The sequence below is a fragment of the Methylobacterium sp. Leaf100 genome (assembly GCF_001422845.1).
Taxonomy (GTDB): domain Bacteria; phylum Pseudomonadota; class Alphaproteobacteria; order Rhizobiales; family Beijerinckiaceae; genus Methylobacterium.
In genome coordinates this window covers 177,327-194,262 of the sequence record NZ_LMMW01000003.1, presented here as the reverse complement: position 1 = coordinate 194,262, position 16,936 = coordinate 177,327, and the positions used below count along the sequence as shown (strand labels likewise).

The 16,936-nt window shown below is 69.5% G+C and carries 14 protein-coding genes; 5 read left to right on the top strand and 9 right to left on the bottom strand.

The genetic code is table 11. From position 1 onward, the window contains the following. Positions 1-6: 6 nt before the first annotated feature. From aroC to ASF25_RS04465, 3 genes are all read right to left on the bottom strand, one after another. On the bottom strand, positions 7-1,110 hold the full coding sequence (gene aroC / locus ASF25_RS04475) for a chorismate synthase (protein ID WP_056303513.1): 1,104 nt from the start codon (positions 1,108-1,110) through the stop codon (positions 7-9). 83 nt (positions 1,111-1,193) lie between these two features. Further along, the gene (locus ASF25_RS04470) at positions 1,194-2,285 is read right to left on the bottom strand and encodes a catalase family protein (protein ID WP_056303511.1); all 1,092 of its coding nucleotides are present in this window, start codon (positions 2,283-2,285) and stop codon (positions 1,194-1,196) included. 80 nt (positions 2,286-2,365) lie between these two features. Continuing rightward, positions 2,366-3,505, bottom strand: a complete 1,140-nt coding sequence (locus ASF25_RS04465) for an anhydro-N-acetylmuramic acid kinase (RefSeq protein WP_200927269.1) — start codon at positions 3,503-3,505, stop codon at positions 2,366-2,368. A 113-nt stretch (positions 3,506-3,618) separates the two neighbouring features. Here ASF25_RS04465 and tyrS point away from each other — a divergent pair, with 113 nt between their 5' ends. Continuing rightward, positions 3,619-4,896: a tyrosine--tRNA ligase gene (tyrS, locus tag ASF25_RS04460; protein WP_056303508.1), complete on the top strand. Its 1,278-nt coding sequence runs from the start codon at positions 3,619-3,621 to the stop codon at positions 4,894-4,896. A 24-nt stretch (positions 4,897-4,920) separates the two neighbouring features. On the opposite strand, the gene ASF25_RS04455 is transcribed toward tyrS, so the two are convergent. Further along, positions 4,921-8,370 (bottom strand): DUF3971 domain-containing protein, encoded by a 3,450-nt coding sequence (locus tag ASF25_RS04455; protein ID WP_056303506.1) that lies wholly within the window; start codon positions 8,368-8,370, stop codon positions 4,921-4,923. Between the two features lie 138 nt (positions 8,371-8,508). On the opposite strand from ASF25_RS04455, the gene ASF25_RS04450 reads away from it, so the two are divergent. Both ASF25_RS04450 and ASF25_RS04445 read left to right on the top strand, forming a co-directional pair. Next, positions 8,509-8,976, top strand: a complete 468-nt coding sequence (locus ASF25_RS04450) for a peroxiredoxin (RefSeq protein ID WP_056174802.1) — start codon at positions 8,509-8,511, stop codon at positions 8,974-8,976. 112 nt (positions 8,977-9,088) lie between these two features. Continuing rightward, positions 9,089-10,345: a M23 family metallopeptidase gene (locus tag ASF25_RS04445; RefSeq protein ID WP_082502485.1), complete on the top strand. Its 1,257-nt coding sequence runs from the start codon at positions 9,089-9,091 to the stop codon at positions 10,343-10,345. Between the two features lie 22 nt (positions 10,346-10,367). On the opposite strand, the gene prfB is transcribed toward ASF25_RS04445, so the two are convergent. After that, positions 10,368-11,496 (bottom strand): peptide chain release factor 2 gene (gene prfB / locus ASF25_RS04440; RefSeq protein WP_156368860.1). Its coding sequence is split into 2 segments (ribosomal slippage): positions 10,368-11,426 and positions 11,428-11,496, totalling 1,128 coding nucleotides; the frame shifts between segments, so codons are not numbered across the junction. A 165-nt stretch (positions 11,497-11,661) separates the two neighbouring features. Between prfB and ASF25_RS04435 the strand changes: the two genes are divergently transcribed. Next, positions 11,662-12,024 (top strand): DUF2809 domain-containing protein, encoded by a 363-nt coding sequence (locus ASF25_RS04435; protein ID WP_056261891.1) that lies wholly within the window; start codon positions 11,662-11,664, stop codon positions 12,022-12,024. Here ASF25_RS04435 and ASF25_RS04430 read toward each other — a convergent pair. From ASF25_RS04430 to ASF25_RS04415, 4 genes are all read right to left on the bottom strand, one after another. Then, the gene (locus ASF25_RS04430; protein ID WP_244472897.1) at positions 12,012-12,329 is read right to left on the bottom strand and encodes a hypothetical protein; all 318 of its coding nucleotides are present in this window, start codon (positions 12,327-12,329) and stop codon (positions 12,012-12,014) included. The genes ASF25_RS04435 and ASF25_RS04430 overlap by 13 nt on opposite strands. 142 nt (positions 12,330-12,471) lie before the next feature. Further along, the gene (locus ASF25_RS04425; RefSeq protein WP_056261778.1) at positions 12,472-12,684 is read right to left on the bottom strand and encodes a hypothetical protein; all 213 of its coding nucleotides are present in this window, start codon (positions 12,682-12,684) and stop codon (positions 12,472-12,474) included. 189 nt (positions 12,685-12,873) lie between these two features. Next, positions 12,874-14,121, bottom strand: coding sequence for an LL-diaminopimelate aminotransferase (locus ASF25_RS04420; protein WP_056175075.1), 1,248 nt, complete (start codon positions 14,119-14,121; stop codon positions 12,874-12,876). A 186-nt stretch (positions 14,122-14,307) separates the two neighbouring features. Then, positions 14,308-14,655, bottom strand: coding sequence for a hypothetical protein (locus ASF25_RS04415; RefSeq protein WP_082502484.1), 348 nt, complete (start codon positions 14,653-14,655; stop codon positions 14,308-14,310). A gap of 148 nt (positions 14,656-14,803) precedes the next feature. Between ASF25_RS04415 and phaC the strand changes: the two genes are divergently transcribed. Beyond that, on the top strand, positions 14,804-16,606 hold the full coding sequence (phaC, locus tag ASF25_RS04410; RefSeq protein WP_056303504.1) for a class I poly(R)-hydroxyalkanoic acid synthase: 1,803 nt from the start codon (positions 14,804-14,806) through the stop codon (positions 16,604-16,606). The last annotated feature ends 330 nt before the right edge of the window (positions 16,607-16,936 follow it).

Below are 16,936 nucleotides of genomic sequence, written 5' to 3'. Positions count from 1 at the left end.
GCGGGCTCAGGCCCGCTCGCCCACCTGCCCCCGGTGGCGCAGATAGTGATCGGCAAGGACGCAGGCCATCATGGCCTCGGCCACCGGTACGGCGCGGATGCCGACGCAGGGGTCGTGGCGGCCCTTGGTGACGAGGTCGACGTCCCGGTTGTCGTTGGTCACGCTCATGCGCGGCGTCAGGATCGACGAGGTCGGCTTCACGGCGAATCGGCAGACGATCGGCTGGCCGGTGGAGATGCCGCCCAGCACGCCGCCGGCATGGTTGGCGAGGAAGGTGGGGGCGCCGGCATTGCCCGAGCGCATCTCGTCGGCGTTGTCCTCGCCGCGCAGGGCGGCGGACGCGAAGCCGTCACCGATCTCGACACCCTTCACGGCGTTGATGGACATCATCGCGGCGGCGAGATCCGCGTCGAGCTTGCCGTAGATCGGCGCGCCGAGGCCGGGCGGCACGCCCTCGGCCACCACCTCGATCACCGCGCCGATGGACGAGCCGTCCTTTCGGATCTCATCGAGGTAGGTCTCGTAGAACGCCGCCGTCCCGGCATCGGGGCAGAAGAACGGGTTACGGGCGACCTCGTCCCAGTCCCAGCGCGACCGGTCGACGGCGTGCGGGCCCATCTGCACCAGGGCGGCACGGATGACGACGCCGTCCGGCAGGACCCGGCGCGCGATGGCCCCGGCGGCGACGCGGGCGGCGGTCTCGCGGGCCGAGGAACGTCCGCCGCCGCGATAGTCGCGGATGCCGTACTTGGCGTCGTAGGCGTAGTCGGCATGGCCCGGCCGGTAGCTGTCGCGGATCTCCGAGTAATCCTTCGAGCGCTGGTCGGTGTTCTCGATCTCCAGGGCGATGGGCGTGCCGGTGGTGAGCTGCCGGCCGCCGGTGCGGTCGTCCGAGAACACGCCCGAGAGGATGCGGACCTGATCGGGCTCGCGCCGCTGAGTGGTGAAGCGCGACTGGCCGGGCTTGCGACGGTCCAGCTCCGCCTGGATATCGGCGGCCTCGATGGGCACCCCGGGCGGGCAGCCGTCGACGATGCAGCCGAGGGCGACGCCGTGGCTCTCGCCGAAGGTGGTGACGCGGAAGAGGTGGCCGAAGGTGTTGTGGGACATGGTGCCCCCGCTCTAGCGCGGGTCTTCGCGAGTCACAAATGCCGGGCCGGCGCCCGTCCCATGCGGCGCCGGCCCGGCGGTCTTCAGGCCGGGACGTCAGCGATTCCCCGGGGTTCCACCTCGGACACGGCGTTGCGCTCGTGCCGGAAGCGCGAGAGGGCCGCGTAGGTCTTGAGGCGTGCCCGCATGAGGGAGCCGAGCGGCCGGTGCGCGGCGAGGCTATGGGCGGGGCGGAATCCCAGCACGTCGTCGGCGTAGGCGAGGCGCGCCGGGCTGTCGGCCACCTGCACAGGCAAGACGAGGCGGGCCACCGTGCGATAGGGGCTTTTCGTGTCGGACCATTCCTTCGAGGCGTCCTCGATGGGCATGGCGTCGAGATCGGTGCAGAGCTGGACCCGGATCTCGAACACCGCCTCGGCCTCGCGGAACTGCGCCGTCACGGCATGGCGGAACACGTCCGGGTCCGCCCCGGGGTCGAGGGTCGCGTCGGCCAGGGCGCCCTGGGCCGCCGTCGCCGGGAAGGCGCCGAGCTTGGCGACGTGGTCGCCGTACCGCAGGGCCGCCTGACTGTAATACGGCTCGGCCAGGGGATGTTTCGGGGCGTGGCCGAAGAAGTCGAAGATCGGCGTGTCCTTGCCGGTGAAGGTCTTCACTAGGGTGTTGGCGGCCTGGGCCATCTTCGAGACGATGACCTTCACATCTTCCGGCGCTTTGGTGCCGAGCTCGAGCTGCTTCATGCTGCCGAGGAAGCCCGCCGCGTCGGGGTTGGGGAAGACCGGGCCGGTGGCGAGGACGAAGTCCTGCGTCGGGGCGTCGTGACCCGGGAGTTTCTCGCCCTCGACGCCGAACACCTTGATGGCCATGCCGCGGTGGGTGGACACGGAATCGTTGAGGAGCTCGCCGGGGCCTTGGGCGAATCGCACCACCACCGGATGGGTGCCGGGCCTGGCGAACAGGCCCTGCGCCAGTTCCGGCGGCAGGTTGTCTGGAATGTGCAGCTCGCCCACGACCACGCCGCTGACCTTGGCGTGGGAGGCACGCACGGCGTGGCCGTAGCGCTTCGCCGTGGTCCCGCTCTCGCGGATCATCGAGGCGATGATCTTGTCGATCACCGCATCCTCGTCGGGTTTCGGCGTCTCGATGCCGTCGTGATAGCGCAGGTAGGTCTCGCCCATGGTTCTCTCGTCTGGAGGAATTCCAGGAGAGAACGCGCGCCGCCGCCACCGTGTCCGGTCACGAATCGGTGTGAATGCCTTCAGTACTCCGGCCGCGCCAGCACGCCGCCCGTCATCGCCTCGCGCACCCCCGTGGTCGACGGGAAGGTGATCGGCAGGCCTTTCAGCGAGCGCACGGCGAGATGCGCGAAGGCCTGGGCCTCGAGATAGGCCGAGGACCAGCCGATGGCGTCGGCCGTCGTGATCTCGGCGCGCAGGTGGTAGTTCAGGAGGCGCACCAGTTCGCCGTTGCGCGCCCCTCCGCCGGCGACGATCCAGCGGGCCGGAATCTCGGGCGCGTGGTCCAACGCCCGCGCCACGGCGCGGGCCGTGAAGGCCGTGAGCGTCGCCGCGCCGTCCTCCGTCGAGAGCTGTCCGGCGAGCTTGTGCGAGAACCAGTTGCGATCGAGCGACTTCGGCGGCCGGCGCGCGAAGAACGGGTGGATGAGGAGCCAGGCCAACAGCGGCTCATCGGGGCGTCCCCGCGCGGCGGTGCGGCCGCCGTCGTCCAGGGGGCGGCCCGTGCGCTCGCGCATCCAGTCGTCGATGAGCGCGTTGCCCGGCCCGGTGTCGAAGGCGATGACGTCGCCGTTCGAGGCGATGAGGGTGGCGTTGGCGACGCCGCCGATGTTGAGGATGCCGAGCGCGCCCTCGAAGCCCGAGGCGCGGGCGAGCGCCTGATGGAACACCGGCACCAGGGGGGCGCCTTGTCCGCCCGCCGCGATGTCGGCGTGGCGCAGGTCCGACACCACGGGGATGCCGAGGCGACGGCTGAGCGCCGCCCCGTCGCCGATCTGCACGCTCATGCGCTGGTCGGGCCGGTGCACCACGGTCTGGCCGTGGAAGCCGATGACGTCGATGTCGGCGGGCGTCAGGCCGTTGTCGGCGAGGAAACTCTCCACCGCTTCGGCATGGGCAGCGGTGACGAAGGCCTCCGCCTCGGGAAGGCACCCCGGCCGATCCTCCCGCGCCGTGACGGCCTCCGAATCGGCGAGCGCGCGGCGTAGCAGATCGCGATCCTCGTCCGAGTAGCCGCGATAGCCCGTGGGGCCGAGGGGTTCGAGGTAGCCGTTGTGGCTCTGCACCACCCGCACGTCGTGCCCGTCGGTCTCGATGAGGGCGACGTCGACGCCGTCGAGGGACGTTCCGCTCATCAGGCCGATGGCGCGCATCATGGTCATGGTCGTGCCTTCCTCGGTCAGCCCTGCTAAGAGCCGGCGCAATGACGCGCGGTGCTATCACGCCGGTCCGCGCCGTGTCCCACCCCCGTGATCCTCCGACACCGGAACCGTCCATGTCCCCCGCGCCCGACGCCTTCGCTCCGAAATCCGATTTCCTCCGAGTGCTGTCCGAGCGCGGCTTCATCCACCAGGGCTCGGACCTTGCCGGCATCGACGCGGCGGCGCTGGAAGGCCGGCTCACCACCTATGTGGGCTACGATTGCACGGCGGCCTCGCTCCATGTCGGCCACCTCCTGTCGATCATGATGCTGCACTGGCTCCAGGCCACGGGCGGCACGCCCATCACCCTCATGGGCGGCGGCACCACCCGGGTCGGCGACCCTTCCGGCCGCGACGAATCGCGAAAGATCCTCACCCTCGCGCAGATCGAGGAGAACAAGCTCGGCATCCAGAAGACGTTCGCCCGGTTCCTCAAGTTCGAGGGCGGCGGCAATGCCGCCACCATGGTCGACAATGCCGAGTGGCTGACGAAGCTCAACTACATCGAGATGCTGCGCGACATCGGCCGGCATTTCTCGGTCAACCGGATGATGTCCATGGACAGCGTCCGCATGCGGCTGGAGCGCGACCAGGAACTGTCGTTCCTCGAATTCAACTACATGATCCTCCAGTCCTACGACTTCGTCGAGCTGAACCGCCGCTACGGCTGCACGATGCAGATGGGCGGCTCGGACCAATGGGGCAACATCGTCAACGGCATCGATCTCGGGCGCCGGATGGGCACGCCGCAGCTCTACGGCCTCACCTGCCCGCTCCTCACCACGGCCTCGGGCGCCAAGATGGGCAAGACCGCCGCCGGGGCCGTGTGGCTCGATGCCGGCATGCTCTCGCCGTACGATTACTGGCAGTTCTGGCGCAACACCGAGGACGCCGATATCGGCCGCTTCCTCAAGCTGTTCACCCTGCTGTCCATGGAGGAGATCGCCCGGTTGTCGGCGCTGCAGGGCGCCGAGATCAACGAGGCCAAGAAGGTCCTGGCGAGCGAGGCCACGGCCTTGATGCACGGACGCGAGGCGGCGGACAGTGCCGCCGAGACGGCGCGGAAGACCTTCGTCGAAGGCAGCGTGTCGCAGGATCTGCCGACCGTGATCGTCTCGGCCGACCTCCTCGATGCCGGGCTCGGCGTGCTCTCGGCCTTCGGTCCGGAATACGCCAAGCTGGTGCCGTCCACGAGTGAGGCCCGCCGCCAGATCAAGGGTGGCGGCCTGCGGGTGAACGACGTGGCGCTGACCGACGAGCGGGCGGTGCTGCGCACGGGCGACGTGACGGCGGACGGGGTGATCAAGCTGTCCTTCGGCCGCAAGAAGCACGTGCTGCTGAAGGTCGGGTAGACGCCCCGGCCCGGGCTGCGCGGCCTATCGTTCGGTCTCGCCCATGGGCGCGGCCCCCATGATCCCGTCGTTGCCCCCGCCGGCGCTGAAGAGCTTGCGCAGGATGCCGGGCGCCAGGGCGGAAAGGGGATTGACGCTGACATCGGGCTTCGACAGCCGGCCGGCGACGCGGAAGTTGAGGGCGAACAGACCCTCGTTGTGCCCGCCGCCGAGGAGCTGTCCGAGGATCGGCAGTTGCGACACCACGTTGTTCAGGCCGTAGAGCGGCACGAAGGTGCCGTTGATGTCCGTGCGTTCTTTCGCCGTGTCGAGGTAGCCGTTCAGGGTGAAGCCCATGGCGGCGTTGGAGATCGCCGCGTCGGTGAAGTCGACCCGCGCGCCGGTGCGGACGAAATTGGCGCGCAGGCGGTCGAAGGTCACGTCGTTGCCGGCGTTCTGCACGATCTGCTTGCGGCCGCGCGCATCGACGATCTCGCTGCTCGCCGGTCCCTGCGCCATGATGCTCGACAGGGCCGGCTCGTTGCGCAGGACGAAATTGCGGATCTGCACGACGCCCGCCTGCGGTCCGTCGTTGAGAGCGGTGCTCATGATCAGCCGGCCGCCATACATCCGCTTGTAGATGTCGGCGAACCGCAGGGTCGCGCCGGCATCCTGGGTGTCCAGCGTCAGGGTCGGGCCCTGGTCCGAGCGGCCGATTTGAGCGGTGAACGGGGCCGCTCCGAAGCGGCCCTGGACCCGGCCGGAGCGGACGTCCTTGCCCTTCAGGACGAGCTTGACGGAGGCGTTGGTCAGAGCCTCTCCGTTGAAGCCCGTGAGGATGGCGAGGGAGAGGTCGGCGTCGATGTCCTTGGGGGCGGCGTCGCCCTTGCTTTTGCCATCCTGGCCGGTGAGCCCGCGCAGGATCGGGCGGGCATCGGCCACGGCGCCCTTGACGCCGATCCGATAGGTGTTTCCGGAGCGTTCGAGCTGCAGGCGCATGTCATCGCCCGGTGAGAGCTTCAGGCTCGACAGATCGGCCCGCTCGAACTGGCCGTCCGCCCCGAGGCTCGCCGTACCCCGCGCCGCAGCCGGGGCTGCGTCGAGGACGATGTCGCGCAGCTCGAACCCGCCACCCGACGCGTTCTCGATCAACGTGAAGGCGAGGCGGCCAGGTTTTCCGGCGGCCTTGGTGAAGCCCGGCACGATGCCGTCGATGCCCGCACGGGCCAGATCGGCCTCGATCCGGATCGGCGGCTTGCCCGAACCCGGGCGTCCGATGGGCACGGCGATCCTCACCGGAATGGCGCCGGTGAGCTGGGGCGCGACGGGCAGGCCCTTCTTGGCGCGCAGGGCCTCGTCGAGGCTCAGACCGACGAGAACTTCGCCAGGCGCCCCGGGCTTGGGCTGACGCAGATCCACCGTGAGGGGCGAGCCCATGACGCGGGCATCGCCCTTGAGGGCGAAGGCGCCGCGATCGTAGGACACCGTGAACCGCCCGGCGTCGAGGCGCTCCTTGCCGAAGGCCTTGTCGACGCCGACATCCGTGAGCGTGCCCCCGATGGTCACCGGCAGGTCCGGGAGGTCGGGGATCTGCTTGAGGTTCAGCGGGAAGTCGATGCGTAGGTCGGCCGTGCCCTTCACGCTGGCCGGATCGATGTCGACGCCGGTCAGGGTCTTGAACATCTTCGTCTGCATCAGGGAGACGAGGGCATCGGCCCCGCCTCCGAGGCGCATGCCGATCTGCGCCACCACCGCCTCCGGGGTGATCTTCGGGATGACGAAGGATCCGTCGGTGATGGACAGGACGCGGTTGTCGGCCATGCGCAGGTCGGCGGTCACGTTGCGGATGGTGGTGGTGAGGCCGGTGATGACACCGGTGACGCGGCCACGGCTCAGGGGCGGCGCGTCGTCCGAGACCGCGAGCGTCGCGTCGGAGACGGCGAAGGCGATGTGCACGGCATTGTCGGGCATCGGTTCGCCGCGCGTCGCGGCGGCGAGTTCGCTGCCGCTCATGTCGACGGTGATGTCGACGCTGTCGACTTTTCCCCCGCGCAGGTAATCGACGAGGTAGTTGCGCGCCGCCGGCGCCACGTGTTCGGGCCACAGGCGCATGGCCATGCGCCCATCGGTGTTGGCCGCGGCGATGCGCAGGGTCAGCCCGTCGTCGTCGGCGGTGGTGCCGAGGGTGCCGGTGATCCGCCCGCTCGCCGGGCCGGCCTTGACGGAGAAATCGTCGATGGCGATGCCGCCGGCCCGCCCCGTGAGATGCGCCGACAGGGATTCGATCGCGACGGGGCGGTCCTGCGCGTTGGCGCCCCGCAGGGTGGCGTCCTGCCCGGCGAGGCTCATGGTCCAGGCGATGTCGGAATCCGGAGCCCCTGCGGTCCAGGCCCCGGTGAGATGAGCCGAATTGCCGGCGCCGCGATAGTCGAGGGCATCGAGCTTCATCGCCCGGCCCGCCTCGTCCCAGCTCACCTTCGCCGCGAGGCTGTCGATGGTGACGGGATTGAAGTCCTTCTCCTCGATGAGGAAATTGCCGTCGCTGGTTCGGATCGTGGCCGTCATCGACTCGATCCGTCCGGCGTCGAGGGCGACGTCGGCCTTGGCCGAGAGCTTGAGGTCGGTCTCCACCGGCAGCTTCGACTGACCGGAGAGCAGCAGCAGGTCGGTGATCGGCAGATCGTCGAGGGTGATGATGCCCGTGCGGCGGGTGCCGCCGGCCTCCTGCACGTCGCCGCCGAAGCGCCATTCCCCGTGCGGACCGTCGATGCGCAGTTCGAACACGCGGGCGTTGCGGGTGGCGTCGCGCCGGAACAGGCCGTTGACGTGCTCGAACACCGCGCGCTGGCGGGCGTCGTCGTCGATGAGGGTGAGGCGGCCGTTGGTGATGCGCGCCCGGTCGAGCGCCCCGACGATCCCGGCGGAATCCAGCACCACCCCGAAGATCGACGCCACGGTGGCCGAGATCGGCGAGACGGCCCCTTGCGTGGCGTCGACGCTCGGCAGGGTATGGGGCTGGACGGCCCCGGCCTGATCGGGGTCGTTCGCCGCGAACGCGATGGCGCCGTTGCGATGCACCAGGGCGGTCATCTGAAGGTCGCGGAATTCGATGGCGCGCGGCTGGACCGAGAGGCGGGCGAGGCCCCAGGTGTCGAGGCTCACCACGGCCTGCGGCGCCCGCACCACGAGGGCACCCTCGGAGTTGTAGATGTCGAGCCCGGCCACCCGCAGGGCCAGGGAATTTTCCGAATCGAGCTCCAGGGCGCTGTCGCGCAAGGTCACGCGCCAGCCCGTGCCGATGCTGCCGGCGATGGCCGATGCGACGCGCTCCGACATGCCGTCGATGCGCAGGGGACCGCTGGACAGGCGCCAGACCAGGCCGGCGAGCCCGAGGCCGACGCCGAGCACGAGGATCAGCACGGGCCAGAGGACCCAGCGCCGCCGCCGTCCGGCCACGCGGCCCGGCCGCAAACCCGTGACCGTGTCCTGAACCATCAATCCGTGAGCCGCTGGATCGGAACGCACCCTCGGGCTATCGAGCGGCGGTCCGTGGAGGAAAGGCTTCTCGGGCATTCGACCCGGGCCATGGCGTTGGCCCCAGGCACACCATCAATCGGCCGAAAGGAAGGCATCATGCCCCTCGTTACCGGAGATCAGGCTCCCGACTTCGATCTGCCCGGGGCTGGCGGCGACGCCATCCGCCTGGGCGATCTCACCGGCCGCAAGGTGGTTCTGTACTTCTACCCGAAAGACGACACGAGCGGGTGTACCCTGGAAGCGCAGGGATTCAACGCCCTCGGGCCGGCATTCGCGGCTGCCGACACGATCGTGATCGGAGTCTCGCCCGATTCGGTGAAGAGCCACGACAAGTTCAGGGCGAAGTACGACCTTACCTTTCCGCTGGCCTCGGACGAGTCGAAGGCCATGCTGGAGGCCTACGGGGTGTGGGTCGAGAAGAGCATGTACGGCCGGAAGTACATGGGGGTCGAGCGTACGACGATGCTCCTCGACCGCTCGGGCCGCATCGTCCGGATCTGGCCGAAGGTGAAGGTTCCGGGCCATGCCGAGGAGGTCCTGGCGGCGGCGCAGGGCGAGGCCTGAGCCGGCATCGGCGTGACGCCCCTGACCCGCATGGTGAATCCCAAGGCGTGATGGTGAGCCTTCGTTAACCCTGATCCGGCCAGATGGTGCGTGTTGGATCAGGTTCACGTCGATGCCCTTCCTCACCCGTCAGCCCCACGACACGGCGAAGCCCAAGGACGTGGCCGGACCGGGAGCCGGTCCCTTCGGGCGGGGACCCGGTCTGTGGGTCCTCGGAGCAGCGTTGGCACTCTCGACGGCCTGGGCCGGTGGAGCCACCTACTACCTCGTGTTCCACGACGAAGTGCTGGCTCGCTTCGTGTCGCAGCAGAGTACGATGCAGTACGGCTACGAGTCGCGCATCGCCGCCCTCCGCTTCGAACTCGAACGGGCAACCGTGGAGCAGGTGACGACGCGCGACGGCCTCGCGACGCGTCTGGCCGATCTGTCCCGGCGCCAGGCTGCCCTCGAATCGCGTCAGGGCGTACTCTCGGCTTTGGCCGGTGACCCCATGGCGTCCCGCCTGCCCGAATTGCCGGCCCAGGTACCGGCCGAGGACGAGATCGTGCGTGAGGGCGCCCAGCGGCGTCCCGGCGCCACGGCCAAGCCGTTCCCGACACCGGAACCGGGGCCGGCTGTAGATTCCCCGGTCGAGCCCCTGGATCTGCGCGGCGCCCGGGAATCCTTCCGCCGCACCGGCCTCGTCGTGGCCCATCTGGCGCGCCGCCTCGACGGCTTGGCCGAGGCTCAGTCCCGAGCGGTCGCCGGCATCGGCGCGAGTGCCGGACGCACGGCTCAGCGCCTACGCGGACTCGTTGCCCGAACAGGCCTGGATCCGTCGCGGTTCGAGTCGCGCGAGCCCGGCCTCGGCGGACCCCTGGTGCCCCTCGGCGACGATCCGTTCGGGATCGCCGCTGCTCAGGCGCAACGGGCCGTCACCGAGGCGGCCGCCCTTCGCCGCATCACCGAGACCTTGCCCCTGCGACGGCCCATCGCCGGCGACATGCCGGTGTCGAGCACCTTCGGCGCCCGCCTCGACCCGTTCACGCGGGGCTACGCCATGCATACGGGCCTGGATCTGCGCGCCGAGACCGGTGAGCCGGCCTACGCCACGGCGGCCGGACGCGTCACGGTCGCCGACTACAACGGCGGGTACGGCAACATGGTGGAGATCGATCACGGCCACGGGCTGGCGACACGCTACGCGCATCTCTCAGCCTCCGCGGTGACACCGGGGCAGTGGGTCGCAGCCGGGGCCCTCGTCGGCCGCGTCGGCTCGACGGGCCGCTCGACGGGGAGCCATCTGCATTACGAGACCCGGATCGACGGGGAGCCCGTCGATCCGCAGCGCTTCCTTCGATTGGCCGACGCCCTCGCTCAGGTTCCTTGAGAGAAGGGTCGCCCGAAAAGCCTCAGTCGAGATCCTCGACCGCGTCGGCGCCGCCGTAGACACGCTGGGCCAGGGATGCCTCCATGAACGGATCCAGCGCCCCGTCGAGTACCGCGTCCGGATCGGTGGATTGCGTCCCCGTGCGCAGGTCCTTCACCAGCTGATACGGTTGCAGCACGTAGGATCGGATCTGGTGGCCCCAGCCGATATCCGTCTTGGCGGCGGCCTCGGCGTTGGCCTTCTCCTCTCGCTTCTTCAACTCGGCCTCGTACATGCGGGCGCGCAGCATGTTCCAGGCGGTGGCCCGGTTCTTGTGCTGCGACCGCTCCTGCTGGCACGCCACCACGATCCCGGTGGGATTGTGGGTGATGCGCACGGCGGAATCCGTGGTGTTCACGTGCTGGCCGCCGGCGCCCGACGAGCGGTAGGTGTCGATGCGGCAGTCGGATTCCTTGATCTCGATGACGATGCGGTCGTCGATCACCGGATAGACCCACACGGAGGCGAAGCTCGTGTGCCGGCGCGCGCTCGAATCGTAGGGCGAGATCCGTACCAGCCGGTGCACGCCCGACTCGGTCTTGAGCCAACCGTAGGCGTTGTGGCCCTTGATCAGGAGCGTGGCGCCCTTGATCCCGGCCTCGTCGCCGTCCGACCACTCGACGATCTCGACCTTGTACTTCCTGCGCTCGGCCCAGCGCCCGTACATGCGTTGGAGCATGTTGGCCCAGTCCTGGCTCTCCGTGCCGCCGGCCCCCGAATGGACTTCGAGATAGGTGTCGAAGCCGTCGGCCTCGCCGGACAGGAGGGTCTCGATCTGGCGGCGCGCGGCCTCCTTCTCGACGGCGCGGACGCCGTTCTCGCCTTCCAGAACCGTGTCCTGGTCGCCCTCCATCTCACCGAGTTCGATGAGGGTGGCGGCGTCGTCGAGGTCCTGGGACAGGCGCTTGATGGAGGTGAAGGCCTCGTCGAGCTGCGTGCGCTCGCGCATGACGTTCTGCGCGGCCTCCGCATCGTTCCACAGGGCCGGGTCCTCGGACGCCGCGTTCAGCTCCGCGAGGCGTTTTTCGACGGTATCCCAGTCAAAGATGCCTCCTCAGCAGTCCGATCGACTGCTTGGCGGCATCCGAGAGTTGTTCGATCTCGGCGCGCATCTGGTGTTTCGGGCTCGTGTGCGAGGTGTGAGCGCGGGTGATACCGACCCGCCCGCATGGTGTAAACGCCGGAGCGCTCCCCGATGACGACCCGGACCATGAACCGCGACCGCCCCGCCCCAGGAACGCCCGACGCTCCTCGCCGCCACCGTCGCGGTTGTGGCGATGGGCACGGTCCTGCGCCTCGTGCCCTTGGGCTTGCCGCCGGCCCTGGTGAAGTATGGCGGGTCGATCCTTTGGGGCGCGATGGTCTACGGCCTCGTGGCGACCGTCCTGCCGCGCCCGCGCCGCCGCATCGTCGTCCTGGCCGCCCTCGTGGCGCTTGCCGTCGAGCTGGTGCGCCTCGTCCACGCGCCGGGGCTCGACGCATTCCGGGCAACCCTGGCCGGACAGCTCCTGCTCGGACGGATCTTCTCCCTGTGGAACCTCACGGCGTACGCAGCCGGCATCGCCGGCGCCGTCCTCGTGGATTCACGCCTGCGGCGCACGCCCACCCGGGGCGCGCCGTCCGATCCTCAGCGGCGATAATCCTGCGGGCCGATGCGGGCCGGGTTGAGGACGTATTCGCGCGGACGGGTCGAGCCGTCGAGGCGGCCTTCGCTGTGGCTGTCGCTGAAATACTCGGTGCCGGTGAAACCGAACCCCCCACCGTTCATCACGCTCGGAACCGGGATGGCGCGCGGATCATCGGGGAACGGACGTCCCGTGGCGAAGTCTGTGGGTAGGACCACCGGTCCGTCGGCGGCGTGGTAGCGGGTCTCGGCCACGGCCGATGCGGTGAGTCCGAGCCCGACGAGGCCGGCGGCGAGGATCGTTCGCGAGGTCAGCGACACGGGCAGGCTCCAGGGAGAGAGGATCGGAGGGATACGTCTGCCGCCCACCATGGCGCAAACCCGGCGCCCTGTCCGTGGCCCTTCGGCGTCACCACGCGACTGCGCGGCCTCGCCCTGTGGGAAACGGAAAGGCGCGTTGCCGTCAGCCCTTGGAGTGGATCACCACCTCGGACTCGCGCTGGATCGGGGTGCAGTTCGAGTAGAACGCGTTCAGCACCACCGGGCGCGAGCCGCAGGCATAGCCGAGGCCCGGCGCCGGCGCCGGGACGGGGTCACGGGCGACGATGGGCTTCGGGGCGCAGGCGCCGGCCGACGCGGCCAGCGCCAGCGCGGCAATCAGGGTCAATCGGCGCATGCGATCCTCTGCGAATGAAACTCGCGACATCGCCCGACCCTGCGGATGCCGGCCACGGGTGACAAGCCGCGCCGGCCGCCCGTGCACCGCTTTGCGGGTGCCTGTCGCCGCCGCGCAACAAGTGCGGCGGCGTACGCCTCAGCCGGCCTTGCGCCTCAGCCGGCCTTGCGCCTCAGGCGGCCTTGCGCCTCAGCCGGCCTTGGCGAGGGGGGGCGATCCGGCCGGGGCGGCGGCCGGGGGCACCACATTGTGGAGCGTCCGATCGGAGCTGTCGAAGAACCGCCGGATGTTGCGGGCGGCCTGCCGGATGCGCTGCTCGTTCTCCACCAGGGCGATGCGCACGAAGTTGTCGCCGTGCTCGCCGAAGCCGATGCCGGGGGCCACCGCCACGTCGGACTTCTCCAGGAGGAGCTTGGAGAATTCGAGGCTGCCCAGCGCCTGGTACTTCTCCGGGATCGGCACCCAGGCGAACATCGAGGCGGAGGGGCTGGGGATCTTCCAGCCGGTCTTGTCGAACGACTCGATGAGGGCGTCGCGGCGCTTCTTGTAGATGGAGCGCATCTCGGCGATGCAGTCCTCCGGTCCGTTCAGCGCGGCGGTCGCCGCCACCTGGATCGGCGTGAACGCGCCGTAATCGAGGTAGGATTTCACCCGGGTCAGCGCCGCCAGCAGCCGCTCGTTGCCCACGGCGAAGCCCATGCGCCAGCCGGCCATGGAGAACGTCTTCGACAGGGACGTGAACTCGACCGTGCAGTCGATGGCGCCCGGCACCTCCAGCACGGAGGGCGGCGGCTCGCCGTCGAAATAGACCTCGGCATAGGCGAGATCCGACAGGATGATGATCTCGTGGCGCTTGGCGAAGGCGACGAGGTCCCGGTAGAAATCGAGGCTCGCCACGTAGGCCGTCGGGTTCGAGGGATAACAGACCACGATCGCCACGGGCTTGGGGATCGAGTGCTGCATCGCCTTCTCGACGGCGGGGAAGAAGGCCGGCGTCGGCTCGGCCGGCACCGAGCGGATCACGCCGCCCGCCATGAGGAAGCCGAAGGCGTGGATCGGGTAGCTGGGGTTGGGCACCAGCACCACGTCGCCGGGCGCCGTGATGGCCTGGGCCATGTTGGCGAAGCCCTCCTTGGAGCCCAGCGTCGCCACCACCTGGGTGTCGGGGTTCAGGCTCACGCCGAAGCGGCGCTTGTAGTAGTTCGCCTGGGCCCGGCGCAGGCCGGCGATGCCCTTGGACGACGAATACCGGTCCGTGCGCGGACGCCCGGCGGTCTCGACCAGCTTGGCGATGACGTGACGCGGCGCGTCGAGGTCCGGGTTGCCCATGCCGAGATCGATGATGTCGGCGCCGTTGGCGCGGGCCTGGGCCTTGATCCGGTTCACCTGCTCGAAGACGTAGGGCGGCAGGCGCTTGATGCGATGGAAGTCGGTCATGGCCTTCACGGTGTCCATGGGCGCGGATCGGGACCGAGGCGCGCGAAAGGTAAAGGGCTGTCATCACCCGGAGATGCCGGCGTGGTCTAACACTTCGCGCGTTTCGCGCCGACCGTTATCTTTTTGGCCCCGCTCCCAAGGAAAGTTCGTCTCGGGGTGGTCCGCAGGGTGGTCCCGGCGGATGCTTCAGGGCGTCGCGGAGGCCGGGCGGGTCGCACGGCCGGCACTCTCGGCCGAGCGCCCCTGCGCCTCGTTGCGGCCGCGCGCGCCTTCGAGTTCGGCCTCGAGGGCCTTGGTGCCTTCGGCGGATTTCGCCCGGATCGAGCGGGCCGGCGCCGAGACGCCCACGGGCAGGAAGTCCCCGCCGGGCTTGCGCGACTCGGCCACGAAGGCGGGGGCGGCCGGGCCGGGCTGATAGGCGGCCTTCAGGGGATTGAGGTCGCTCGAGCACGCCCCGGCGAACGCCGCCACGGCGACGAGGCAGGCGGCGGTCGCGACGATGCGCGCAGGGGCGATCATGGAGAGCCGGAGCATGACGGATGTTGGCCGATGAAATGCGATGCGGTCTGGCGTAAGCTCCCGATGCCGCGTTAATTTGTCGGAAACGAGGCCCCGCGCCGCCGTCGCCCACCCCGGTGCCGGTCCCCCGCGAATGCGCCTTCGGCCAGGGAGAGATGACCGCGTGACGACCGAACGGACGACACCGCTGCCCGACATCGACGCCCTGTCGCGCAATGCCAGCCGGTTCATGGAGGAGTTCGGTCGGGCCGCTGCCGTCTACATGAAGCCCGCCACCGAGATCGATGTGCTGAAGGCGCCCCCCGAGCCGCCGGAGGAAGTCAACGACGTGGTGCGGACCCTCGGGACCGTGGCCGAACGCTGGCTCGTCGATCCGAAGAAGACCGTCGAGGCGCAGGCGAAGCTCAGCGAGGCCTTCATCAACCTGTGGGGCCAGACCTGGAACCGCTTCCAGGGCGAGGCGGCCCAGCCCGTCGCCGTGCCGGAGGCCAAGGACACGCGCTTCGCCCACGCCGAATGGTCGACCAACCCGATCTTCGATTTCATCAAGCAGAGCTACCTCATCACCTCGCGCTGGGCCGAAGGCCTGGTGGAGGATGCCGACGGGATCGACGAGCACACCCGGCACAAGGCGCAGTTCTACCTGCGCCAGATCGTCGGCGCCCTGTCGCCGTCGAACTTCGTGATGACCAACCCCGAGCTCATCCGCCACACCCTGGACGAGAACGGCGCCAACCTCGTGCGCGGCATGAAGATGCTGGCCGAGGACATCGAGGCCGGCAAGGGTCAGCTTCGCGTGCGCCAGACCGACCCGGCGGCGGGCTTCGAGGTCGGCGTCAACGTGGCGGTGACGCCCGGCGAGGTGGTGTTCCGCAACGACCTGATGGAGCTGATCCAGTACGCGCCCACCACCGAGACGGTGATCAAGCGCCCGTTCCTCATCGTGCCGCCGTGGATCAACAAGTTCTACATCCTCGACCTCAACCCGGCCAAAAGCCTCATCGCCTGGATGGTGTCCCAGGGCCTGACGGTGTTCTGCATCTCGTGGGTGAACCCCGACGAGCGCCACGCCGACAAGGATTTCGAGGCCTACATGCGCGAGGGCATCGAGGCGGCCATCGACGCCATCGGCATCGCCACGGGCGAGAACGAGGTGGCGGCGGCGGGCTACTGCGTCGGCGGCACCCTGCTCGCCGTCACCCTGGCGATGCAGGCGGCCACGGGCAACAAGCGCATCAGGAGCGCCACCTTCCTGACCACCCAGGTCGATTTCACCCATGCGGGCGACCTGAAGGTGTTCGCCGACGAGACCCAGATCCGCCTCATCGAGGCCCGCATGAAGAAGCGCGGCTACCTCGAGGGCACCGGCATGGCCACCGCGTTCAACATGCTGCGACCCAACGACCTGATCTGGTCCTACGTCGTGAACAACTACGTGAAGGGCAAGACGCCGATGCCCTTCGACCTCCTGTACTGGAACGCCGACGCCACCCGGATGCCGGCGGCCAACCACTCGTTCTACCTGCGCAACTGCTACCTCGAGAACACCCTGGCGCAGGGGAAGATGATGCTCGGCAACGTCCGCCTCGACCTGAAGAAGGTCGAGGTGCCGGTCTTCAACCTCGCCACCCGCGAGGACCACATCGCCCCGGCCCTGTCGGTGTTCGAGGGCTCGACCAAGTTCGGCGGTCCCGTCGACTACGTGCTGGCCGGATCCGGCCACATCGCCGGGGTGGTCAACCCGCCGGCCAAGCCGAAATACGGCTTCTGGACCGGAGGCCCCGTGAGCGGGACCCTGGACCAGTGGATCGCGGCGGCGACGGAGACCAAGGGCTCGTGGTGGCCGTACTGGTTCACGTGGCTGGAGCATCAGGCCCCGGCCCGCGTGCCGGCGCGTGTACCCGGCGAGGCCGGTCTTCCCTCCCTCGGGCCCGCGCCCGGAACGTATGTGCGGATGAAGGCTTGACCGCGCACGCGCCAGCGCCCCGCCGCCGGTTCGGCGCGGGGGACGGCTGGCAACGGGAGACGCGGGACGCCGCGAAACCACGTTTGTAAAGGTTTGAGCCGGTTTCCCGGCGTCCCTCGGCCCGGCCCCGTCTGGCGGAGCCGACCCTCTTCGACGTCACGGCGTCCAACACGGCACGACACGACTCGGCTAGTAGCGGCCCACCTCCGCGCGACGCGACGCCCCTTTTCGGGAACGCCGGTGCGGCAGCCGACTGATCAGGGTCAAGCCCCGAGCCCGCCTCGTAGTGGGCGGACCGTCCGTTGTCTCGGTGCGCCCCAGGGTCCCGGA

Excerpts from the sequence above, each read along its gene's own strand:
- aroC (WP_056303513.1), bottom strand. The coding sequence starts at position 1,110 with ATGTCCCACAACACCTTCGGCCACCTCTTCCGCGTCACCACCTTCGGC.
- ASF25_RS04470 (WP_056303511.1), bottom strand. The coding sequence starts at position 2,285 with ATGGGCGAGACCTACCTGCGCTATCACGACGGCATCGAGACGCCGAAA.
- ASF25_RS04465 (WP_200927269.1), bottom strand. The coding sequence starts at position 3,505 with ATGACCATGATGCGCGCCATCGGCCTGATGAGCGGAACGTCCCTCGAC.
- tyrS (WP_056303508.1), top strand. The coding sequence starts at position 3,619 with ATGTCCCCCGCGCCCGACGCCTTCGCTCCGAAATCCGATTTCCTCCGA.
- ASF25_RS04455 (WP_056303506.1), bottom strand. The coding sequence starts at position 8,370 with ATGGTTCAGGACACGGTCACGGGTTTGCGGCCGGGCCGCGTGGCCGGA.
- ASF25_RS04450 (WP_056174802.1), top strand. The coding sequence starts at position 8,509 with ATGCCCCTCGTTACCGGAGATCAGGCTCCCGACTTCGATCTGCCCGGG.
- ASF25_RS04445 (WP_082502485.1), top strand. The coding sequence starts at position 9,089 with ATGCCCTTCCTCACCCGTCAGCCCCACGACACGGCGAAGCCCAAGGAC.
- ASF25_RS04435 (WP_056261891.1), top strand. The coding sequence starts at position 11,662 with ATGGGCACGGTCCTGCGCCTCGTGCCCTTGGGCTTGCCGCCGGCCCTG.
- ASF25_RS04425 (WP_056261778.1), bottom strand. The coding sequence starts at position 12,684 with ATGCGCCGATTGACCCTGATTGCCGCGCTGGCGCTGGCCGCGTCGGCC.
- ASF25_RS04420 (WP_056175075.1), bottom strand. The coding sequence starts at position 14,121 with ATGACCGACTTCCATCGCATCAAGCGCCTGCCGCCCTACGTCTTCGAG.
- ASF25_RS04415 (WP_082502484.1), bottom strand. The coding sequence starts at position 14,655 with ATGCTCCGGCTCTCCATGATCGCCCCTGCGCGCATCGTCGCGACCGCC.